The sequence below is a fragment of the Streptomyces sp. LZ34 genome (assembly GCF_053890475.1).
In genome coordinates this window covers 7,422,811-7,443,000 of the sequence record NZ_CM132680.1, presented here as the reverse complement: position 1 = coordinate 7,443,000, position 20,190 = coordinate 7,422,811, and the positions used below count along the sequence as shown (strand labels likewise).

Below are 20,190 nucleotides of genomic sequence, written 5' to 3'. Positions count from 1 at the left end.
TCACGCCTCCTGCTGGTCCGGTGGCCGTGGTTCTCCTCACAGCATGCGCCGATGTTCGCCGCGCGGCAGCCCCGGGAAGCATGGAAGACGGATAGCGACAGCGAACTGCGAACGACTACAGGGCACAGCGGCAAGGAACGGCGACAGGACAAGACCGGGCAGGGACGGGGACTGGGGGGTTGGGGAGGATGCACCGGATATCGGTGGCTCGTACGGCGCTCGCCACGGCTGCGGTGGCGACGCTGGTCACGGGGTGCAAGGAGCAGGGCGCGGCCGACGCCGGGCATGCGCGCGCGAGACCGGAGGTGCGTACGAGCACCAGCGCACCCGCCCACACATCACCCGCGAAGCCGCGGCCGCACAGGACCTGGAACAAGCCATCACACAAGCCGCGCCCCGCGCACCGGGCCGTGCCGCCCCGGCGGACCGCCCCGCCGGCACCGGCCGCCGTGATCGCCTTCGGGACGAGCAGTGAGCGGGTGCGCGAGTTGCAGGCGCGGCTGCGCGGGCTCGGTCTCTTCGACCGCAACCCGACCGGCTACTACGGCACGGTCACCCGCTCCTCGGTCCAGGCCTACCAGCGCGGCCACGGCCTGACGGCCACCGGCTCGGTCGACCGCCGCACCTGGAACTCGCTGCGCACGGCCACCAAGCGGCCCACCCGCGACGAGCTGTACCCGCCGACCACCAACCCGCTCGCCAAGCCCGATCCGCGCTGTACGACCGGGCGGGCGCTGTGCATCAGCAAGACGAGCCGCACGCTGGCCTGGATGGTCAACGGCAAGGTCGTCTCGGCGATGGACGTGCGGTTCGGCTCGCAGTACACCCCGACGCGGGAAGGGCTGTTCCAGGTCGACTTCAAGAGCCGCGACCACGTCTCGACGATCTACCACACCCCGATGCCGTACGCGATGTTCTTCAGCGGCGGCCAGGCGGTGCACTACTCGGCGGACTTCGCCGCCCGCGGCTACAGCGGGGCCTCGCACGGCTGCGTCAACGTGCGGGACAAGAAGAAGATCGCAAGCCTCTTCGACCAGGTCCGGACGGGTGACAAGGTCGTGGTCTACAAGTAGGGCCGGCCAGGGCCTGCCAGGTCAATGAGAAGGGCGCGGGCAGGGCCGGGGGAACGTGCCCTGCCCGCGCCATGTGCGCGGAGCCGTCGGTACGGGGGGAACCTCGGCTCCCGCGCGAGGCCGATGACCAGTCGGCCTGTTTCTTACAGCGTCACGGCTGAAAAAAACGTCACACCCGGGTTCCGGAACCTCAGTGGGCGGAGCCGGTGGCGTCATCCGTCACGCCATCGAGGGCGTCACCGGCGGTGTTGTCGGCGGTGTTGCCGGTGTTGCCGGTGTTGCCGGTGTTGCCGGCGGTGACACCGCCGACGTCATCAGGGGTCTCGGTCGCGGTGTCTTCGGCGGTCTCGGTCGCATTGTCGAGGGTCGATGTCGGGTCGGGGGTCACCGGGTCGGACGAGGGTGGCGGTGGAGGGGGCGTCGGCGCGTTGTCAGTGCCTGTGCCCCCGTCCTCTTTTCCCTGGTCTTCCCCACCGCCGTTGTTGTCGCCGCTGTCGCCGTTCTCGGCGCTGCGCGGGGTCCCCTCGTTGCTGCCGCCGTTGCCGACGACGTCAACGCAGTAGGTGTGGATCCCGGTCGCGCTGCCCGCCGCCTTCTCCAGCTTGCGCAGCTTCTTGGCGCCGACGGCCGCGGCATCGCCGTTCTCCGCCGCCAGATACTGGCGGCAGGCATTGAGCGGCCAGCCGCTTCCGTTCGAGCCCGACGCCGAGGAGTCGTCCTGGCCCTTGTTCTTTTTCTTATCCTTCTTGTTCTTGTCGTCCGTGTCACCCTTTTGGCCCTGGCCGGGTGACGTCCGCGAACCGCCGGAGCCGAACGAGGACCCGCCGCTGGCATCGTTGTCGGCCGGTCCTCCGGATCCGGGCGACGTCTGGCCGTCCGGGGAGATCCGGGGCCCGACCGACGTTCCGCCGGTGTCGGCCGGCATGCTCACCGCGGGTCCCGGCGAGCCGCCGTGCTGCCCGAAAGGCAGCACGCCCGCGGCCGTCGCGACCGCGAATCCGCTGAGCGCACAACCGGCCAGCGCGGCGACCACTCCTATATGCAGCGGTCGGCGCAGCCGCGCCTGACCGCTCGACGGCCGCGCCACCCGGAACGTCCCAGGGGGCTCCGAGCCGCCGTCGGCGCCGAACCGTATGCCGCGTACCGCCCGGCCGACCCGGCCGACCTGCTCGGCCTGCTCCACCCGCTCGGCCCGCACCGCGCGGAACGCCGCCACCGCGGCCTCCTCGCCCGGGAGGGGCTTCAGACCGTCGGCGGTGCCGTCCCCCGCTACCGGGCTGGACGCCTCGGCCACGGCGCTGAGCACGGCGGCCAACCGCTCCGCTTCACTCCGCGACTGGCTCGACCGTCCGTTCTGCCCGCCTTCGAAGTCGCTGGGTCGCGCCCAGGCAGGCTCACCACGAAGCAACCGCTCCGCCGCATCGTCATCCAGCCAGCTGTAGCGGTGGTCGTCGGCCATCACATGTCTTTCTGCGTCGGGGCGCCGGAATCCGTCACACCGGCGGACCTCGCGGTCCCTCTGTGTGACTCCCGCTGCAGCGGAACTCCGTCCAGTACCCCTGGTTCGGCCCCGTTCCCCGCGTCGAGCAGGTCGGCCAGACGCCGCAGGCCCCGGTGGGCGGCGGTGCGCACCGCGCCGGGGCGTTTGCCGAGCACCGCGGCCGCGCTCTTGGCGTCGAGCCCGAGGACCACCCGCAGCACCACCGCCTCGGCCTGGTCCTGCGGCAGCTGGGCGACGAGCCCGAGGGCGCGGCCGGTGCCGAGCGATTCCAGCGCCAGGTCCGCCGTGTCCGCGTCGGACGCCCGGCCCTCCAGTTCGGTCTCGTCGCCGCCGATCGCCGGGCGCCGCCCACGCATACGGATGTGGTCGAGCGCCCGGTTACGGGCTATGCGCGCGGCCCAGCCGCGGAAGCGGTCGGCGTCGCCGCTGAACCTGGCCAGGTCGCGGGCTATCTGCAACCACGCCTCGGAGGTGATGTCCTCCGCGTCGCCATCGCCGACCAGCGTCCGTACGTACCCGAGGAGGCGAGGGTGGACCGCTCGGTACACCGTCCGGAAAGCGGCCTCGTCCCCGTCCTGCGCCGCGCGCACCGCGGCGGTGAGTTCCGCGTCGTCCCCCTGCACGCCCTCTACCTGCCCCACTCGGAGAAACGGAGGTCCAGAGATGCCGTAGCCGAGGCTAGCCGTGGCCATAGGGCGGGTACTGCTGGTTCACCGGACCGGGCGGGCCGTAGGGAGGCGAGGGAGGCGTGCCGTAGGGAGGGGCGGGCGTGCCGTACGGGGCGGGGCCGCCGGCCTGCGGCGGAAGCGAGGCGCGCTGCTCCTGCATCGCGGTGATCTGGCGGACGAGCAGCAGCGCGAGGATGGCCGCGGCGATGAAGACGAGGACCGCGAACATGTCGAGCGCGAGGATGCCGTGCAGGTCCTCGATGTCGCTCTTGGCTTCCGAGAGGCTCGGGTTGTAGCTGTCGCTCTCGACCTTGTTCCGCAGTGTGTTGTACCGGATCGTGCCGACGAAGTTGGCGACGAAGCCGGCGATCCAGGTCACCCACCATCCGTTGAGCAGTCCGCGGCGCACGTTGTGCGGCCCCTGGGGAGAACTGGCGCGCCAGATGTCGTTGGCGATCTGCTTGGGGAACCAGAGGTTGACAACCGGGGTGAACCAGGAGCCCGCGGCCCAGCCGCTGCCGAACCGGTGCTGCCCGGGGGCGAACACCTCGGCGTTCAGCCTCAGCCGCCGGAACCAGATGGCCCACACGATGACGATCGCGACCATCAGACAGAAGTAGAGGGCCGCCGCCCCCGTATAGAAGTCGTCGGCGTCGTTGAGGTCCCTGCGGGACACCAACTCGCCGTCGAGCATGTCCCCGATGACGCCGTACTGGTCACCGCGCGCCACGAGAACGAAGATGAGGGCAGGGATCGCCACACCGAACAGCACCACCAGCGTGGTCGACAGCCCACGCCGCAGATCCACCCCGCCGGTCGGCATCCCCATCGCCGGGGCGGCCGGGTAGGCCAGCGGCGGTGGCGGCGCGGCCGGTATGGGCCCCTGCTGTAGCTGTTGCTGGTAGGTCCCGCATGCGGCGCAGCGCCCGTCGGGGCCGACGGCCACGGCGCGGCAGTTCCCACACGGATACATTTTTTGAAGTCCCCCTGAAAACGTGGCCCCTATTCGGCCGCGCAAGGAATAAGCAACACACCGCGCCCGCAGCGCGGACCTGCACGTTACGGGGATTCGACCGGCCACGTCCAGAGCCCGACCGGGCGCCGGACCCGGACCGGGCGCCTCGATCCGGTCTCGATCTCGTCCGCGGCAGGTGTGACGCATTCGGGGCGTGCGACGCTGTAGGGAGTACGGGTCTTCGCGGGCCCGTACCTGGACGACGGTCGGGGCCTCTCCTGTGGGGGGTGGCGGCCCCGACCGTCCCTCCTCCTTCAGAGGCCCGGTCAGAAGCCCGGTTTGTTCAGGGATCCGGCAAGGGGCCCGGTCGAGGGGCCGCGGAGCTCACTTCGTCAGCCGGTCGCTGAGCGCGACGAAATCCTTCCAGCTCAAGGGCGGCTTCCCGGGATCCCACAGCCGCTGGGACAGTGCCGCGAGCGGCAGCCTGATTCCGTCGGCCACCTGTTTCTGCGTCTGCGCGTCGGCGAGGTCGCACCACACCGCGAAGCGTGCACCCTGCACCCGGGCAGGACCGGTCAGCGCCGGGTCGCGTACGGGCGTGGTGCCGCGCAGTACCGCCGGGGACCACTGTTCGTATATACGTTCGCCGGTCGGGTAGCGGAAATTATTCGGCTGCCCCAGCACGTAATAGAGGTATTCGTCGTTGAGGTTGACCATCGTGCGCCCCTCGCGCAGGTACTCCGCCGGCTGCCGGGCGCCGCTCTCCCGGCCCGTCCAGTACTCGACCTGAATGGATCGGTCGGGGGTGACGACGCCGCCGGAGAAGAAGCCGTCGTTCCACGCCTTGGGCTGCTTGCCCAGCTCACGCGCGACCGCCGCGCGGGCGTTGAGCCATGCGGTGGCCAGGTCCTGGATGCGCCCCCTCGGTCCGTAGGCCAGACGGGCGGCCGTGGCCAGGGCCGGATAGGTGGCCTCGGGGTTCCGTGACATCAGCGCGCCGTACTCGTCGCCGCCGAGGTGCCAGTACGGGCCGGGGAAGAGTGGTGCGAACTCGCGCATCAGGTCGTCCACGATGCGAGCGGCGACCGGGTTCGAGATGTCCACGGCGCCGCGGAACGACGCTCCGCTCCCGGTGCGCAGCTGGAGCGCGGGGTGCGCGCGGATGACCGCGCCGAGGTGGCCCGGCGAGTCGATCTCGGGGACGACCGTGATGTGCAGGCTCTGGGCGAGGCTCACGATCCGGCGCACCTCCTGCTTGGTGAGGTGCTGGGGCGCGACGATCTCCGGGTGCGAGGTGCTCTGGATCCGGAAGGCCTGGTCGTCGGAGAAGTGCAGACCGAGCTGGTTGAGCTTGAGGTCGGCCATCTCGCGCAGCCGCGCCTCGATCCACGCGGGCGAGAAGTACTTGCGGGCGATGTCGAGGTTGAGGCCGCGCTGCGAGCGGTCCGGGGCGTCGCGGATGACGCCCTGCGGCACTCGGCCCCCGGAGCGCAGCGCCTGCTTGACGGTGCGGGTGCCGTAGAAGACGCCGGCGTCGGCGGAGCCGGTGATCCGGGCCCGGCCGCCGCGCACGGTGAGTATGTACGCCTCGCGGCCGCCGCTCTGCTTGGGGTTCAGGGCGAGCTCCAGGTCACCGCGGCGGGCGGGGCCCGGGCTGACGCGAAGGCCCAGCTCACGGGCGATCAGCGCGGCCTCGTCGGCGAGCGGGCCACGGGTGTCGGCGACGACGCGGCTGCCCGCGCCGGGCCGCCAGCCGGGGCCGGCCTGAGGGACGTAGTCGCGGACGGACGGGATGGTGCGGGGTGCGGCGGGGAGTGCCGACGGGCTGGCCGGGGGCCGGGGCGAGGTGGTCGTGGGGCGGGGGCTGGTGGTGGCCGGGGGGCGGGGGCTCGGGGTGGTGGCGGTGGGGGTGCCGGTCGGGCGGTGGCTGGTGGTGGCCGGGTGCCCGCCTTCGCCGCCCTGCTGCTGGCAGCCGGTGACCAGGGCGAGGACCGTGACGACGGCCGTGGCGACCGCCGTGACGACGGGGGTGCCCGCCCCACGGGTGCCCGCCCCACGGGTGGCCGCCCCACGGGTGGCCGTCGCCCGGTCGGCCGCGTGTCGCCCTGGCCGCCTTATATACGGCAATCCCATGGCACGGCCCGTTCTCTCACATCGCTCGGGTCTCTCACATCGCTCAGGTCTCTCAGGTCTCTCAGCTCACACAGGTCTCTCATGGCGCTGACCTCCCATCCCGGGCCCCGTGGCGTCCACCGCACGCCACGAAACCTCCACTTCCGGGTGAATTTCGTACATCCACCGGGCAGCGACTGACACATATCGTTACCTTGAACTGCCGATCGCACCACTTCAACCCCTTGCGCCCGTTACGTACCTCCTGAACCTCTTGCGCCGCCCCTTCGAACACGCGTGTCCAAGGAGCCCATGCTGTCCAGGCCCAGCGACTCCCCGCGTACCCCGTCCGCGCTCCGCTCCCCCCGGCCGCCCGTCCAGCGCGCCTCCGCCGCCTCCGCCACCTCCGCCGCGCCCGGCCGGATCGGCGCCGCCCGCCTCGACCACCTCAACGCCGCCGCGGCCGGCGCCGCCGAGGACGCGCTGCTCGCCTGCTGCGGCAGCCGCCGCTGGGCGCGGCTGATCGTGGCGCACCGCCCCTATCCGGATCTCGACGCGCTGCTCGCGGCCGGCGACGAGGCCAGCTACGACCTCACCCCCGCCGATCTGGACGAGGCCCTCGCCGACGAGGCGGTGGTCGGGCAGCTGCCGACGGCGGACGGGCCGGGGGCGCTGGCCGCCCACACCGCGCTACGGGCGGCCCACGCGGAGTACGAGCGCCGCTTCGGCCATGTCTTCGTGATCTGCCTGGACGGCCTGCACCCGGCCGAAATACGGAATCGGGTGCTGGCCGAAATCCACACCCGCCTGGACAACGAGAGGGACGCCGAGCGGGTCAAGGCGGCCGAGGAGCTGCGGCGAATCGCGCGCGGCCGGCTCCTTCGGCTGATCACGGGCCACGCCCAGGTGTCCGGAATCAAACGGTTCCGCCCTGCCTGATCTAGGCCGTACGTGCCTGATCGATCACACTGGAGCCCCCCGGGCGAGCGAACCGACAACACGTCGCTACGATGGCCAGGGCCGGTGGACCGTACCCGGCCGGGCCCGACCGACAGAAGCCGGCAGGCCCCAATCCCCGTTTCCGGAGGGTTTTCCGTGCCGGCTGGAACGCTGTATCGCGGCCGGGAAGGCATGTGGTCCTGGGTGGCTCATCGAGTCACCGGCGTCCTCATCTTTTTCTTCCTGTTCGTCCACGTCCTGGACACCTCGCTTGTACGTGTCTCGCCCGAGGCCTACGACGACGTCGTCGCGACGTACAAGAATCCGATCGTGAACGTGATGGAGTACGGCCTGGTGGCCGCCATCCTGTTCCACGCCCTCAACGGTCTGCGCGTCATCGCCGTGGACTTCTGGTCGAAGGGCCCGAAGTACCAGCGGCAGATGCTGTGGAGCGTTGTCGGTATCTGGGTCGTGTTGATGGCGGGTGCCTTCTACCCGATCCTCCAGCACACCCTGCGCGAGCTGTTCGGGAGCTGACACAGATGTCCGCCGAGACCACCACCCCCGCGCACGACAGCGTCCCCGCGTACGACGTGGACCACCCCGCGCCGCTCATCGAGCCGCCGCGCGCCCGTACCCGTAAGTCGCCGAAGGCGACCCGCACCAATTTCGAGATGTACGGCTGGCTGTTCATGCGGCTGTCCGGCGTCCTGCTGGTCGTGCTCGTCCTGGGCCACCTGATGATCCAGCTGGTCCTCGACGGCGGCGTCTCCAAGATCGGCTTCGCCTTCGTGGCCGGCCGCTGGGCCTCGCCGTTCTGGCAGGCATGGGATCTGATCATGCTCTGGCTCGCCACGCTGCACGGCGCGAACGGCCTGCGCACGATCATCAACGACTACGCGGAGCGGGACAACACCCGCCTGTGGCTGAAGGGGCTGCTCTACACGGCGGCAGGATTCACCATTGTGCTCGGCACCCTGGTGATCTTCACCTTCGACCCGAACATCCGCTAGGCCCCGGGGCTGAGGTATCCACTCATGAAGATCCACAAGTACGACACCGTCATCATCGGCGCCGGCGGCGCCGGGATGCGCGCGGCCATCGAGTCGACGAAGCGCAGCCGCACCGCGGTGCTGACCAAGCTCTACCCGACCCGCTCCCACACCGGCGCCGCCCAGGGCGGCATGGCCGCCGCCCTCGCGAACGTCGAGGAGGACAACTGGGAGTGGCACACCTTCGACACGATCAAGGGCGGCGACTACCTGGTCGACCAGGACGCCGCCGAGATCCTGGCGAAGGAGGCCATCGACTCGGTCCTCGACCTGGAGAAGATGGGTCTGCCGTTCAACCGGACCCCCGACGGCACCATCGACCAGCGCCGCTTCGGCGGCCACAGCCGTAACCACGGCGAGGCCCCGGTCCGCCGGTCCTGCTACGCCTCGGACCGCACCGGCCACATGATCCTCCAGACGCTGTACCAGAACTGCGTCAAGGAGGGCGTGGAGTTCTTCAACGAGTTCTACGTCCTGGACCTGCTGATGACCGAGGTCGACGGCGTCCAGCGCACCGCGGGTGTGGTGGCCTACGAGCTGGCGACCGGCGAGCTCCACGTCTTCCAGGCGAAGGCCGTCGTCTTCGCCTCCGGCGGCTGCGGCAAGTTCTTCAAGGTGACCTCGAACGCCCACACCCTGACCGGTGACGGCCAGGCGGTCGCCTACCGGCGCGGGCTGCCGCTGGAGGACATGGAGTTCTTCCAGTTCCACCCGACCGGCATCTGGCGGATGGGTATCCTGCTCACCGAGGGTGCCCGCGGTGAGGGCGGCATTCTGCGCAACAAGGACGGCGAGCGCTTCATGGAGAAGTACGCGCCGGTCATGAAGGACCTCGCCTCGCGCGACGTGGTCTCCCGCTCCATCTACACCGAGATCCGGGAGGGCCGCGGCTGCGGGCCCGAGGGCGACCACGTCTTCCTCGACCTGACCCACCTGCCGCCGGAGCAGCTGGACGCCAAGCTGCCCGACATCACCGAGTTCGCCCGGACGTACCTGGGCATCGAGCCCTACACGGACCCGATCCCGATCCAGCCGACCGCGCACTACACGATGGGCGGCATCCCGACCAACGTCCAGGGCGAGGTGCTGTCCGACAACGACACCGTCGTGCCGGGCCTGTACGCGGCGGGCGAGGTCGCCTGTGTCTCCGTGCACGGCGCCAACCGCCTGGGCACCAACTCGCTGCTCGACATCAACGTCTTCGGCCGCCGGGCCGGCATCGCCGCCGCGGAGTTCGCCGCCGAGAACGACTACGTCGAGCTCCCTGAGGACCCGGCGCAGCTGGTCGTGGACCAGGTCGAGGGGTTGCGCGCGGCCACCGGCGCCGAGCGGGTCGCCGAGGTCCGCAAGGCGCTGCAGGAGACCATGGACAAGAACGTCATGGTCTTCCGCACCGAGCAGACGCTGAAGGAGGCCGTCGAGGAGATCGGCCACCTGCGCGAGCGCTACAAGAACATCAGCGTCCAGGACAAGGGCAAGCGGTTCAACACCGACCTGCTGGAGGCGATCGAGCTGGGCAACCTGCTCGACCTGGCCGAGGTCATGGCCGTCTCCGCCCTGGCCCGCAAGGAGTCGCGCGGCGGCCACTACCGCGAGGACTACCCGAACCGCGACGACGTCAACTTCATGCGCCACACCATGGCGTACCGCGAGGTCGGCGCCGACGGTTCCGAGTCCATCCGCCTCGACTACAAGCCGGTCGTGCAGACCCGCTACCAGCCGATGGAGCGTAAGTACTGATGAGCACCCCGACGCTTGACAAGCCCTCCGAGGCTCCGGAGGCGGCCGAGGCCACCGCTTCGCACCTGATCACGGTCACCTTCCGGATCCGCCGCTTCAACCCGGAGGTCGCCGCCGATGCGTTCTGGGAGGACTTCCAGATCGACATCGATCCGAAGGAGCGCGTCCTCGACGGCCTCCACAAGATCAAGTGGGATCTGGACGGCACGCTGACCTTCCGCCGCTCCTGCGCCCACGGCATCTGCGGCTCCGACGCCATGCGGATCAACGGCCGCAACCGGCTGGCCTGCAAGACGCTGATCAAGGACATCAACCCTGAGAAGCCCATCACGGTCGAGGCCATCAAGGGCCTCACGGTCCTCAAGGACCTGGTCGTGGACATGGAGCCGTTCTTCCAGGCGTACCGCGATGTGATGCCCTTCCTGATCACGACGGGCAACGAGCCGACGCGCGAGCGCCTGCAGTCCGCCAAGGACCGCGAGCGCTTCGACGACACCACCAAGTGCATCCTGTGCGCCGCGTGCACCTCCTCGTGCCCGGTGTTCTGGAACGACGGCCAGTACTTCGGCCCGGCGGCGATCGTCAACGCGCACCGCTTCATCTTCGACTCGCGCGACGAGGGCGGTGAGCAGCGCCTGGAGATCCTGAACGACAAGGACGGCGTCTGGCGCTGCCGCACCACCTTCAACTGCACGGAGGCCTGCCCGCGTGGCATCGAGGTCACCAAGGCCATCCAGGAGGTGAAGCGCGCGCTGATCACGCGGCGCTTCTGATCCCCCACTGTCCGCAGGCAGCTGCCCGCAGGCAGCTGCCGAGTGCCCCGCTTCCCGCCCGGGAAGCGGGGCACTCGCCGTATCGCGGCCGTATCGCGGGCGGCCTACGAGCCCTGGGGCGGGATCACCCATGAGGCGTCCGCCACCTCGACGTCCCTGCCGGTCAGCTTGGTGCCGGCGCCGCCGGGCGTACGCGCCGAGTGGACCGTGAGATAGCTGGGGGTGCCGCCGCTGAGGTACAGCAGATGCTCGCCGTCGGGTGACCAGGACGGGTACATCACGCCATTGGTGCCCTCGGTGAGCTGTGTGTCGGTAGCTGTCGTGAGGTCGTGGACGATCACCTCGGTGGTGGTCACGAATCGGGTGAAGGCGACGCTCTTGCCGTCGGGGGCGAACGTGGGCGCGTATCCGAGGCCCACCAGCTGGGGTTCGCCCGCGGTCCGGGGGTCGTGGATCCTGACCGAGCTTCCGCGCTGGAACGCCAGCCGGCCGTCCGGGGCGGCCGAGGGCCGGGTGTCCCAGGTCTGCGCGGGAGTGGCGAATACGTAGCCGAGCCCGGTGCCGTCCAGGTTCACCCGCATCAGCCGGAGGCGGCTGTGCCCCGGCTTCGACCGGAAGTCCAGGTACAGCATGTCGCTGTCGGGTCCCCAGGCGAGGTGGCTGAGCCAGCCGTCCGGATCCTGGACGTCCCGCGCCACGGGCCGGGCGTCGGTCCCGTCGGCGTCGGCCACCCAGACGTCGGAGAAATCGCTGATGAAGGCCAGGTGGCGGCCGTCGGGTGAGTAGACCGGGCTGACCAGGTCCGCGGCCGGCAGGTCGGGGCCGCTCGGGGTGAGCGTACGGCGGTCGGTGCCGTCCATGTTGACGGTGACGAAGGTGGAGTGCCGCACATCGTCCACCGTCCGGGTCTCGATGTAGATGATCCGCGGCTGGTCGGCCGCCGCCTGGGCGTGGGCGCTTGTGGGGGTAGCGCCGAGGTAAGCCCAAAAGCCGCCAATAGTTGATCTTGAGGGGCGGCTCGATGCCTGGCCGTCACCCATTTGACCGAAGGTCGTTGGTGGTGATGCTGACTGCTGTCTGGACCTGGGGCGGGACTGTGACCTCGATCGAGCGGACCGCGTATCCGCGGTTCAAGCGGCTGATCACCGCGCACGAGCTGCACTTGTTCTTCGCGCCGACGCGGGAGGAGACAGCGTGGGCCGCTGAGCGGATGGACTCCGATGGCCATCAGCTCGCGCTGTTGCTGGCGCTGAAGTCGTATCAGCGCATGGGGCGGTTCCCGAAGCCGGATGAGTATCCGGAGATGGTGGTCGACTTCGTCCGCCGTACGGTCGAGCTGCCAGAGGGGACAGCGAGGATCTCGGCACGGATCACAGCGGAAAGCGTCGAACGGATCGTGGCCCTGGTCGCCGGCGCCGACCAGAAAGACGACGCGGTGCCCGGTGACGCCGGTGCTGGTGAGGTCGAGGACAGTGTGCCGGTCCTGGGGAAGATCAAGGAGGCTCCGGGCAACGTCAGCCTGGAGACTATGCTCACCGAGATCGGCAAGCTGCTCGCGGTCCGGGCGGTCGGGCTGTCTGCAGATCTGTTCGCCGACGTCGCGCCGAAGGTGGTGGCCGGGTGGCGGGCGCGGGCGGCGGTGGAGTCCCCCTCGCACCTGCGGACACATCCGCTGCCGTTGCGAGTCACGTTGCTGGCCGCGCTGCTGCACGAGCGGGAGCGGGAGATCACGGACACGCTGGTGGAGCTGCTGATCTCCACGGTGCACCGGATCGGGGCGCGGGCAGAGAAGAAGGTCACCGAGCAGCTGGTCAACGCGTTCAAGAAGGTGTCGGGCAAGGAGAACATCCTCTTCAAGCTCGCCGAGGCATCGCTCGGCACCCCAGAGGGGACGGTCCGCCAGGTCGTGTTCCCGGCGGTGTCCGGGGGCGAGGCGACGCTGCGGGAGCTGGTGCACGAGTTCAAGACCCGGGGGCCGGTCTACCGGCGCACGGTGCAGACGATACTGAAGGCGTCCTACACCAACCACTACCGGCGCGGGCTGATCAAGCTGCTGGACGTGCTGGAGTTCCGCTCGTCCAACCATGCGCACCGGCCCGTGATCGAGGCCCTGGCGCTGGTGACCCGGTACGCGAACGCCGGGAACACTACCTACTATCCGCTGGGCGAGACGGTGCCGGTCCACAAGGCGATGGGCGGGGACTGGGCGGAGGTCGTGCACCGTGCCGACAAGCGCGGCCGGCGCCGGGTGGTGCGCATGGTCTATGAGGTTGTCGCCTTCCAGGCCCTGCGCGATCAGCTCAAGTGCAAGGAGATCTGGGTGGTCGGCGCCGACAAGTGGCGCAACCCGGACGAGGACCTGCCGCAGGACTTCGAGGCCCGGCGGGTAGAGAACTACCGGGAGCTACGCAAGCCGCTGGACGCCGCGGTGTTCGTGAACCAGTTGCGCGAGCAGATGACGGCCGAGCTGACCCTGCTCAACGACCGGATGCCCAAGCTGTCCTGGCTGGACATCGCCGAGCGGAAGTCCGGCGCCATCCGGCTCACGGCGGCCGAGGCCCAGCCCGAGCCGCGCAACCTGCGCAGGATCAAGGGCGAGGTACAGCGCCGGTGGGGCATCGTGCCGCTCGTCGACATGCTGAAGGAAGCGGTGCTGCGGACGGCTGCCTGGACGCGGTCACTTCCGTCTCCGGCGGCGGCAGCCTCTCGCCGGAGGTGCTGGCCGAACGCCTGCTGCTGGTCATCTACGCGTACGGAACGAACACCGGGATCAAGGCCGTGGCGTCCGGCGGCCACGGCCACACCGAGGACGAACTACGGTACGTGCGGCGCCGGTATCTGTCCGCCGAGGCCGCCCGCGCCATCGCCATCCAGATCGCGAACGCCACCTTCGCCGCCCGCAGCACCGAGCTGTGGGGACAGGGCTCGACCGCGGTCGCCTCCGACTCCACCCACGTGCGGGCCTACGACCAGAACCTGTTCACCGAGTGGCACTCCCGCTACGGCGGCCGTGGGGTGCTCATCTACTGGCACGTGGAGCAGAAGTCGCTGGCTATCCACTCCCAGCTGATCAACTGCACCGCCTCCGAAGTCGCCGCGATGATCGAGGGCGCCATGCGGCACGGCACCACCATGGACGTCGAAGCCAACTACACGGACTCGCACGGCCAGTCGGAAATCGGGTTCGGCATCACAAGACTGCTGAACTTCGACCTGCTGCCGCGCATCAAGCGGATCAACAAGGTCAAGCTGTACCGGCCGGTGGCCGGCGAACCGGACGCCTACCCGCAGCTCACCCCGGCGCTGACCCGGCCGATCCGCTGAGAACTCATCGCCCAGCAGTACGACCAGATGATCAAGTATGCCACCGCGATCCGGACCCGCACCGCGTCCACCGAAGCGATCCTGCGGCGCTTTACCCGCAACGCCTCCCACCCCACCTACGCGGCGATGCTGGAGGTCGGCCGTGCCCAGAAGACCATCTTCGTGGCCCGCTACCTGCGGCTGCGGGACCTTCAGCGGGAGGTCGAGGAGGGCCTGAACGTGATGGAGTCCTCCAACGGTGCGAACTCTGCGATCGCGTACGGCAAGGGCGGGGAGATCGCTTCGAACCGGCGCGACGAGCAGGAGATGTTCGTGCTCTGCCTGCGGATCCTGCAATCTGCCCTGGTCTACGTGAACACCCTCATGCTCCAAGACGTCCTGGACGAGCCGGAGTGGGCCAACCTGCTCACCCCCGCCGACCGGCGCGGCCTGACCCCGTTGTTCTGGTCCCATGTACGTCCATACGGCGAGGTCAATCTCGACATGGCCGCTCGCCTCAACCTCGCCGCAGCCACTGTGCCCGGCCCTCGTATGCCGACCGATGCCGAGGCGGCGAAGAGCGCAATGTGATCGACGGACCGGGCACCATCCGACGACTCCGACAGCGTCGGGGCACACTGAGGCGGTGGGCACGATGAAGGCAGCCGAATCCGCCGGAAACAGGTGCGGCCGCCTTCGTCATGGTTTCGCGGGTTCAGCACCTAGGCCGGGGAGGATGCCGGTGCGGCAGCCTCCTTCGGGGGCAGCAGAAAACTAACGCCGAAGGTGACGGCGAGCAGAACGACACTCCCCCAGATGGTGGTGGTGAAGGCGGTTGTGTAGCGGTCGGCCGGCTCGCCGCCGTGTGCGGACAGCTGAGCGAAGAAGACCGTGCCGAAGAGGGCTACGCCCACGGACGCCGCGAGCTGGGCGACTGTGTTGAACAGGCCGGAGCCGGAGGCCGCGTGGCCGGCGGGGACCCTTTCCAGAGTGAGCTGGGCCAGGGGCGCGACGGTCAGCCCCATCCCGGCTCCGCCGACGACGACACCGGGCAGGAAGCTGATCCAGCCCGTGTCGGGGGTGGCGGAGCCCGCGGCCACGGCGAGCAGAACGAAGCCGACAGCCAGAACGACGAGTCCGATCTGCACCGTCGTGCGGCCGAGGCGCGGAAGCAGCACCGCTGCTCCGATTCCGGCGCCGATGGTAGTGGCGATCGGCCACGGCAGGATCGTCAGTCCCGCGTTCATGGGTGTCATGTCGAGACCGGGTTGGAGGAGCTGCATGAAGGTGAGGAAGAAGCCCATCACCGGGAGAAAGAAGAGGAACTGGACCAGGAGGCCGCCGCCGACCGAGCGCACCCGGAAGAGCGCGACCTCGACCAGGGGGGACTTCCCCCGGCCGGAGAGCCGCTGCTGGTGCCGGACGAAGCCTGCCAGGACGGCGACTCCCAGGATCATGCTCACGTATGTCCACAGGGGCCAGGGGCGTTCCTCGCTGCCCTTGATGAGCGGATAGAGGACGAGGACCAGACCCGTTGACGAGATGAGGACACCGGCTGCGTCCAGGCGTGGCCGTGTGGTGCCCCGTGCCTCCGGCAGAACGGCGGATGCCGCGACCAGAGCCAGGATGCCGACGGGGACGTTGAGCCAGAACACCGTTCGCCAGCCCTGGCCGAACCAGTCGGCATCCAGCAGGGCCGCCCCGAGGATGGGCCCGGTAGCGGCCGCCAGCCCGGTCAGCGAGGAGAAGGCCGCCATGGCTCCGCCGCGCTCATGCGGGGCGTACATGACCTGGATCTGTGAGAGCACCTGGGGAACCATCACCGCGGCGAAGAGGCCCTGCACGATGCGGGCGGTCACCAGCACCTCGGCTGTGGGGGCGGCGCCGCACAGGGCGGAAGCGGCGGTGAAGCCCGCGATCCCTACGAGGAAGACGCGCTTGTAGCCGTACAGGTCGCCGAGCCTGGCCCCGGTGATGATTCCCAGGGCGAACGTGAGCGTGTAGCCGGCGAGCATCCACTGCAACTGCGCGGGCGAGGCATCGAGCTCCGCTTCGATGGACGGCAGAGTGATGTTCAGGATGGTGACGTCGAGCAGGTCCATGAAGCTCGCCAGCAGAATGACGACGAGTGCCACCGTTCGCGCTCTCCCGGTGACAGGTGTGGTGGCTGGGGCTGATGCGTCGGTAGACACCGAGGGCCTCCAGTTCGCAGGAATGGGCATCGGATACATTAGTTGCATCGCTAAGTATCTGAATCGCGAAGATAAATGGAGTGCCGCATGCCCGTCAAACCAGAGGATGGCCAGGCCGACGAGCTGGCCGACCGGATCATTGCGTCCATGACGGACCTCGCCGGAGCCCTGGGACGCCTGAACGACCTGATCGCCCAGCGTCTTGGAATCGCGCAGACCGATCTGCTCTGCCTGCACGTACTGAACCGCGCCGGAGCCTCCACCGCGGGCGCGCTCAGCTCTCAGCTCGGGCGCACCACCGGCGCGGTCACGCACATGATCGACCGCCTGGAGAAGGCGGGGTACGTCCGGCGGAAACCGGACCCGCAGGACCGCCGCCGCGTTCTCGTCGAAGCCTCGGCCCCGGGACTCGAACGGATCGCTTCGTTCTACGACGGAATCGACGCCCGCAGCCGCCGATTGATGGCTACCTTCTCCGGTGACCAACTGGCGACGATCCACACCTTCCTTCTGGGCAGCTACGAAAGCGCCGCCGAAGAGTGTGATCACCTGATCCGGTAGCGAGGTCCCGCCTCGCACTCTGCTCATCTATCGACCGATTTCTGAACAAGATCAGTAAGCGGCAACTCACGGCCGGAACGGCGCCAGATCATGCACATAAAACGGTGTCAGAAAGTCGGTGTGCTCAAGAACTTGAAGGGCACCGTTTTCTGTACGATCTGGCGGGTGCAGCCACCCCAGGACGACGACGCCGGCGATCTCCTTGCCCCCGTTCCGGCCGTACGGACCGGCGGCCTCGTGGGATACGCACGCGTGTCCACCAAGGGGCAGTTGCTCGACCGGCAGATCCACGCACTCACCGAAGCAGGGTGCATCCGGATCTTCGCCGACAAGAAGTCCGGCAAGAACGCCGAACGCGAGGAACTGCGGAAGTCCCTCGACTACCTGCGCGAGGGCGACACCCTCGTCGTCCCGTCGCTGGACCGGCTCGGCCGCTCTCTCCAGGACCTCATCGCGATCGTGTCCGGCCTGCGCAAGCGCGGCATCGGCTTCACCTCGCTGCACGAGGCGCTCGACACGACCACGCCCGGCGGACGCCTGGTCTTCCACGTGTTCGCGGCCCTCGCGGAGTTCATCCGAGAACTCATCGTCCAGGGCACGAACGAGGGCCTGGACGCCGCCCGCGCCCGCGGTGCCCGACTCGGCCGCCCGCCGGCGATGACCGAGGAGCAGGTACGTCACGCCCGCGACCTGCTCGCCCGCCCGGAGAACACCGTCACCTCGATCGCGAAGCTCCTCGGGGTCTCCCGCAACACCATCTACAACTACGTGCCCGAACTGAAGGGCGGCCGTCTCGCGCTCGCTGAGTCGAACAACACGGCAGAACTGCCCCGACCCTCCAGGTCAGCAGACTGATCACCGCCGTTTGCGGCTGGTGACACGGTTCTTACCGGCACCCCGAGTAGCCCGTCGGATCGTCGTGGTCGAGGTAGGTGTGGCGGCGCTGCCGTACGAACCACTGGTGCCGGTAGATGCGTCCAGAGGTATCGCGTGCCCCGTGGTCCTCCTCGTCGCGGGCGGGCCGGATGGACTGGCGGAGCGTGATGTCGCGGGGTCAACCTGGCACCCACGACGATTCCTCGTCCGCAGCAGGCCGAAGAGACTGCGGCGCAGGCTGCCTCATCCACCCCGTGACCGTCGGGGGCGTCTGTCCGACGGTGCACTCCCGTGCACCCACGCTAAAAGCACTGGCCAGGACCGGGGCTGGGCCGTACCTTGCTGCCGGTGACAAGCGACCCCCGTGAACCGTCGGATCCCCTTCCTACCCCCGAACTCTTCTCCCGTACGTATCTGGCGGTCACCGCGAGTTTCGCCGCGGTGATGTTCTTGACCGGGTTCGCAGCGCTGGCGGTGATGCCGTTGCTGCCGGTGGCCGCCCGAGACCTCGACGGAGTCGGTCTCTACCCGCTGGTGGCAGGGGCATTCGTGGCGGCGAGCCTGCTCGGTGGTGTGCTGGGCGGAGCATGGGCGGATCGCGGCGGGGCCCGGCGACCGCTGACAGCCGGGGTGATCCTGACCGTCGCGACACTCCTCGTCTCCGCAACCAGTACCACCATCTGGCAACTGGTCCTGGGACGCTTCACCGACGGGATCGCGGCGGGCCTGGTAGCGGTGTCCGTCAACGCGGCCATCGGGCAGTCCTACCCGGATCACCTGCGCGCCCGCGCCTTGGCCCTCATGAGTGCGTGCTGGATTGTGCCGTCACTAGCCGGCCCCCCGCTCGCCGGGTTCGTGGCCGCGTCGTGGTCATGGCGAGCGGTGTTCTTCGGCGTCGCCGGGCTCACCCTGATCCCTGCCGCGGCCGCTGTGCTGCTCCTTCGCGGACGATCAGCACAGCCAGGAGCATCGCAAGAACCTGAAAGTCCCGAGGCACCCGTGCGGCGGCCCGCCCTGCGCGCGGCAGTGGCAGTGAGCGTGGCCGCGGCTCTCACCCAGTACGGCGTTTCCACCTGGAATGTATGGCACGCGGCGTGTGCGTCGGTCGGTGTAGTGGTGCTTGTGGCGTTCGCACCGAGGCTGCTGCCACCGCACACGTGGCGAGCCGGGGGCGGATTGCCCGCTACGGTGCTCCTGCGCGCGCTGACCTCGGGCGCGTTCTTCACGCTAGAAGCCTTCGTCCCCCTGATGCTCAGCACAGCCCGACAGGTGCCAGGCGTTGTTACAGGGTTCGCGTTCACCGGGGCGGCACTTGCCTGGGCCGGAGCCTCCTGGATGCAGGGCCGCCTGCAGAACCGGGTGTCGCGGCACCGACTGGTCGCCATCGGGGCCGGAATCATGGCGGCCGCGGTGGCGGTGGCAGCACTGTGCACCATACCGGCGGTGCCCCCGGCCGCGGCGGTGTCCTCAATGGCGATAGCCGCCGTCGGCATGGGGCTCGCGACGCCGTCACTCACACTGCTGTCGCTCGCGCACACTCCGGCTGACAGGCAGGGCTACGCAAGCGGCGCGATGCAGACCTCGCAGAACCTCGGCCAGACCCTGGTCCTGGCCGTGACGTCGGCTCTGTTCACGGCAGTCTCAGCGGCGTCAACGAACCGCCTCCCGGCATTTGCCGGAGCATTCGCGCTCCTGATCCTTCCGATTGCGGTTGCCGCCTGCCTGGCAGGCCGGACACGCGTCACGGATACAGGCCAACACGATGCCTCGGGACTGTCCGTCGCCACGGCAGAAGGACAGCTACGGTAGGTCGATGCCGCCGACACCGCACCGTGCCGCGCTCCTCGTCATCGACATGCAGCACAACATGAGGCCCATCATGCACCGCCCTGACCAAACCGTCGGAACCATCGCGGGGCTCAGCTCCCGGGCGCGTGCTGCGAACGTTCCCGTCATCACGGTTCAGCAGCAAGGGTGCGGCGATGCCTTGCCCGGACTGGCACCGCGGAACGGAGAGCCGGTGGTGACGAAGACCTGTGCAGACGCATTCTTGGACACCGATCTCGACGAGACGCTAATCCGGCTCGGCGTGACAGAGGTCCTGGTCACCGGCTTTGCCACCGAGAACTGCGTGGAGACGAGCGCCCGCCAGGCCCTCAGCCACGGCTACGACCTGGTGCTGGTGGCGGACGGGCACACCACATCGGTTCGCCCCCAGCCAACGGACTTCATCCCTCCAGACCAGTCGATCGCCCATCACAACGAAATCTACCGGCACATCGACTTTCCTGATCGCAGCGTTCGGGTCCTGCCTGCCACAAAGATTGACTTCATAGCGCCGAAGCTGGATGCACCCGAGGGGTAAGGCTGGGGACGTTCGCCTCCGCCATGGCGGAGGGGTAACGGTTGGTCGTCGGAGCAACCCGTTTCATAGGTGGTCGCTCG

The 20,190-nt window shown here is 69.1% G+C and carries 16 protein-coding genes and 2 pseudogenes; 12 read left to right on the top strand and 6 right to left on the bottom strand.

Going from position 1 to position 20,190, the window contains the following annotated elements:
* Positions 1 to 188 precede the first annotated feature (188 nt).
* Positions 189 to 1,073, top strand: a complete 885-nt coding sequence (locus ACWY4P_RS30905) for a L,D-transpeptidase family protein (RefSeq protein WP_456203737.1) — start codon at positions 189 to 191, stop codon at positions 1,071 to 1,073.
* Between the two features lie 190 nt (positions 1,074 to 1,263).
* Here ACWY4P_RS30905 and ACWY4P_RS30900 read toward each other — a convergent pair whose 3' ends face one another.
* The 4 genes from ACWY4P_RS30900 to ACWY4P_RS30885 form a co-directional block, all read right to left on the bottom strand.
* On the bottom strand, positions 1,264 to 2,532 hold the full coding sequence (locus ACWY4P_RS30900; RefSeq protein WP_456203735.1) for a hypothetical protein: 1,269 nt from the start codon (positions 2,530 to 2,532) through the stop codon (positions 1,264 to 1,266).
* Positions 2,532 to 3,197, bottom strand: coding sequence for an RNA polymerase sigma factor (locus ACWY4P_RS30895; protein ID WP_456213113.1), 666 nt, complete (start codon positions 3,195 to 3,197; stop codon positions 2,532 to 2,534). Before ACWY4P_RS30895 ends, ACWY4P_RS30900 begins: the two co-directional genes overlap by 1 nt.
* A 55-nt stretch (positions 3,198 to 3,252) precedes the next feature.
* Positions 3,253 to 4,188, bottom strand: coding sequence for a DUF4328 domain-containing protein (locus ACWY4P_RS30890; protein ID WP_456203734.1), 936 nt, complete (start codon positions 4,186 to 4,188; stop codon positions 3,253 to 3,255).
* A gap of 393 nt (positions 4,189 to 4,581) precedes the next feature.
* Positions 4,582 to 6,330: a beta-N-acetylhexosaminidase gene (locus ACWY4P_RS30885; RefSeq protein WP_456203733.1), complete on the bottom strand. Its 1,749-nt coding sequence runs from the start codon at positions 6,328 to 6,330 to the stop codon at positions 4,582 to 4,584.
* 291 nt (positions 6,331 to 6,621) lie between these two features.
* Here ACWY4P_RS30885 and ACWY4P_RS30880 point away from each other — a divergent pair, with 291 nt between their 5' ends.
* The 5 genes from ACWY4P_RS30880 to ACWY4P_RS30860 all read left to right on the top strand — a co-directional run bounded on the left by ACWY4P_RS30880 (position 6,622) and on the right by ACWY4P_RS30860 (position 10,813).
* Positions 6,622 to 7,248 (top strand): 2-oxo-4-hydroxy-4-carboxy-5-ureidoimidazoline decarboxylase, encoded by a 627-nt coding sequence (locus tag ACWY4P_RS30880; protein ID WP_456203732.1) that lies wholly within the window; start codon positions 6,622 to 6,624, stop codon positions 7,246 to 7,248.
* Between the two features lie 156 nt (positions 7,249 to 7,404).
* On the top strand, positions 7,405 to 7,785 hold the full coding sequence (gene sdhC, locus ACWY4P_RS30875; protein ID WP_319689693.1) for a succinate dehydrogenase, cytochrome b556 subunit: 381 nt from the start codon (positions 7,405 to 7,407) through the stop codon (positions 7,783 to 7,785).
* Positions 7,786 to 7,790: 5 nt separating this feature from the next.
* Positions 7,791 to 8,261, top strand: a complete 471-nt coding sequence (locus ACWY4P_RS30870) for a succinate dehydrogenase hydrophobic membrane anchor subunit (protein ID WP_456203731.1) — start codon at positions 7,791 to 7,793, stop codon at positions 8,259 to 8,261.
* 24 nt (positions 8,262 to 8,285) lie between these two features.
* Positions 8,286 to 10,040, top strand: a complete 1,755-nt coding sequence (gene sdhA / locus ACWY4P_RS30865; RefSeq protein ID WP_456203730.1) for a succinate dehydrogenase flavoprotein subunit — start codon at positions 8,286 to 8,288, stop codon at positions 10,038 to 10,040.
* The gene (locus ACWY4P_RS30860; protein ID WP_456203729.1) at positions 10,040 to 10,813 is read left to right on the top strand and encodes a succinate dehydrogenase iron-sulfur subunit; all 774 of its coding nucleotides are present in this window, start codon (positions 10,040 to 10,042) and stop codon (positions 10,811 to 10,813) included. Before sdhA ends, ACWY4P_RS30860 begins: the two co-directional genes overlap by 1 nt.
* Before the next feature lie 104 nt (positions 10,814 to 10,917).
* Here ACWY4P_RS30860 and ACWY4P_RS30855 read toward each other — a convergent pair whose 3' ends face one another.
* The gene (locus ACWY4P_RS30855) at positions 10,918 to 11,853 is read right to left on the bottom strand and encodes a TolB family protein (protein ID WP_456203728.1); all 936 of its coding nucleotides are present in this window, start codon (positions 11,851 to 11,853) and stop codon (positions 10,918 to 10,920) included.
* Here ACWY4P_RS30855 and ACWY4P_RS30850 point away from each other — a divergent pair.
* Positions 11,835 to 12,110: pseudogene (locus tag ACWY4P_RS30850) on the top strand (DUF4158 domain-containing protein); the annotation flags it as partial. The gene ACWY4P_RS30855 and the pseudogene ACWY4P_RS30850 overlap by 19 nt on opposite strands.
* A gap of 1,007 nt (positions 12,111 to 13,117) precedes the next feature.
* Positions 13,118 to 14,707 (top strand): annotated as a pseudogene (locus tag ACWY4P_RS30845) (Tn3 family transposase).
* Positions 14,708 to 14,838: 131 nt separating this feature from the next.
* Here ACWY4P_RS30845 and ACWY4P_RS30840 read toward each other — a convergent pair.
* On the bottom strand, positions 14,839 to 16,251 hold the full coding sequence (locus ACWY4P_RS30840) for an MFS transporter (RefSeq protein ID WP_456203727.1): 1,413 nt from the start codon (positions 16,249 to 16,251) through the stop codon (positions 14,839 to 14,841).
* A gap of 204 nt (positions 16,252 to 16,455) precedes the next feature.
* On the opposite strand from ACWY4P_RS30840, the gene ACWY4P_RS30835 reads away from it, so the two are divergent.
* The 4 genes from ACWY4P_RS30835 (at position 16,456) to ACWY4P_RS30820 (ending at position 20,110) form a co-directional block, all read left to right on the top strand.
* Complete coding sequence (locus tag ACWY4P_RS30835; RefSeq protein WP_456203726.1) at positions 16,456 to 16,869, top strand: MarR family winged helix-turn-helix transcriptional regulator; 414 nt, start codon at positions 16,456 to 16,458, stop codon at positions 16,867 to 16,869.
* A 165-nt stretch (positions 16,870 to 17,034) separates the two neighbouring features.
* Complete coding sequence (locus tag ACWY4P_RS30830) at positions 17,035 to 17,724, top strand: recombinase family protein (RefSeq protein ID WP_456203725.1); 690 nt, start codon at positions 17,035 to 17,037, stop codon at positions 17,722 to 17,724.
* 465 nt (positions 17,725 to 18,189) lie between these two features.
* Positions 18,190 to 19,554, top strand: a complete 1,365-nt coding sequence (locus ACWY4P_RS30825) for an MFS transporter (protein ID WP_456213112.1) — start codon at positions 18,190 to 18,192, stop codon at positions 19,552 to 19,554.
* Between the two features lie 4 nt (positions 19,555 to 19,558).
* Positions 19,559 to 20,110: an isochorismatase family protein gene (locus ACWY4P_RS30820; protein WP_456203724.1), complete on the top strand. Its 552-nt coding sequence runs from the start codon at positions 19,559 to 19,561 to the stop codon at positions 20,108 to 20,110.
* Positions 20,111 to 20,190: the final 80 nt, after the last annotated feature.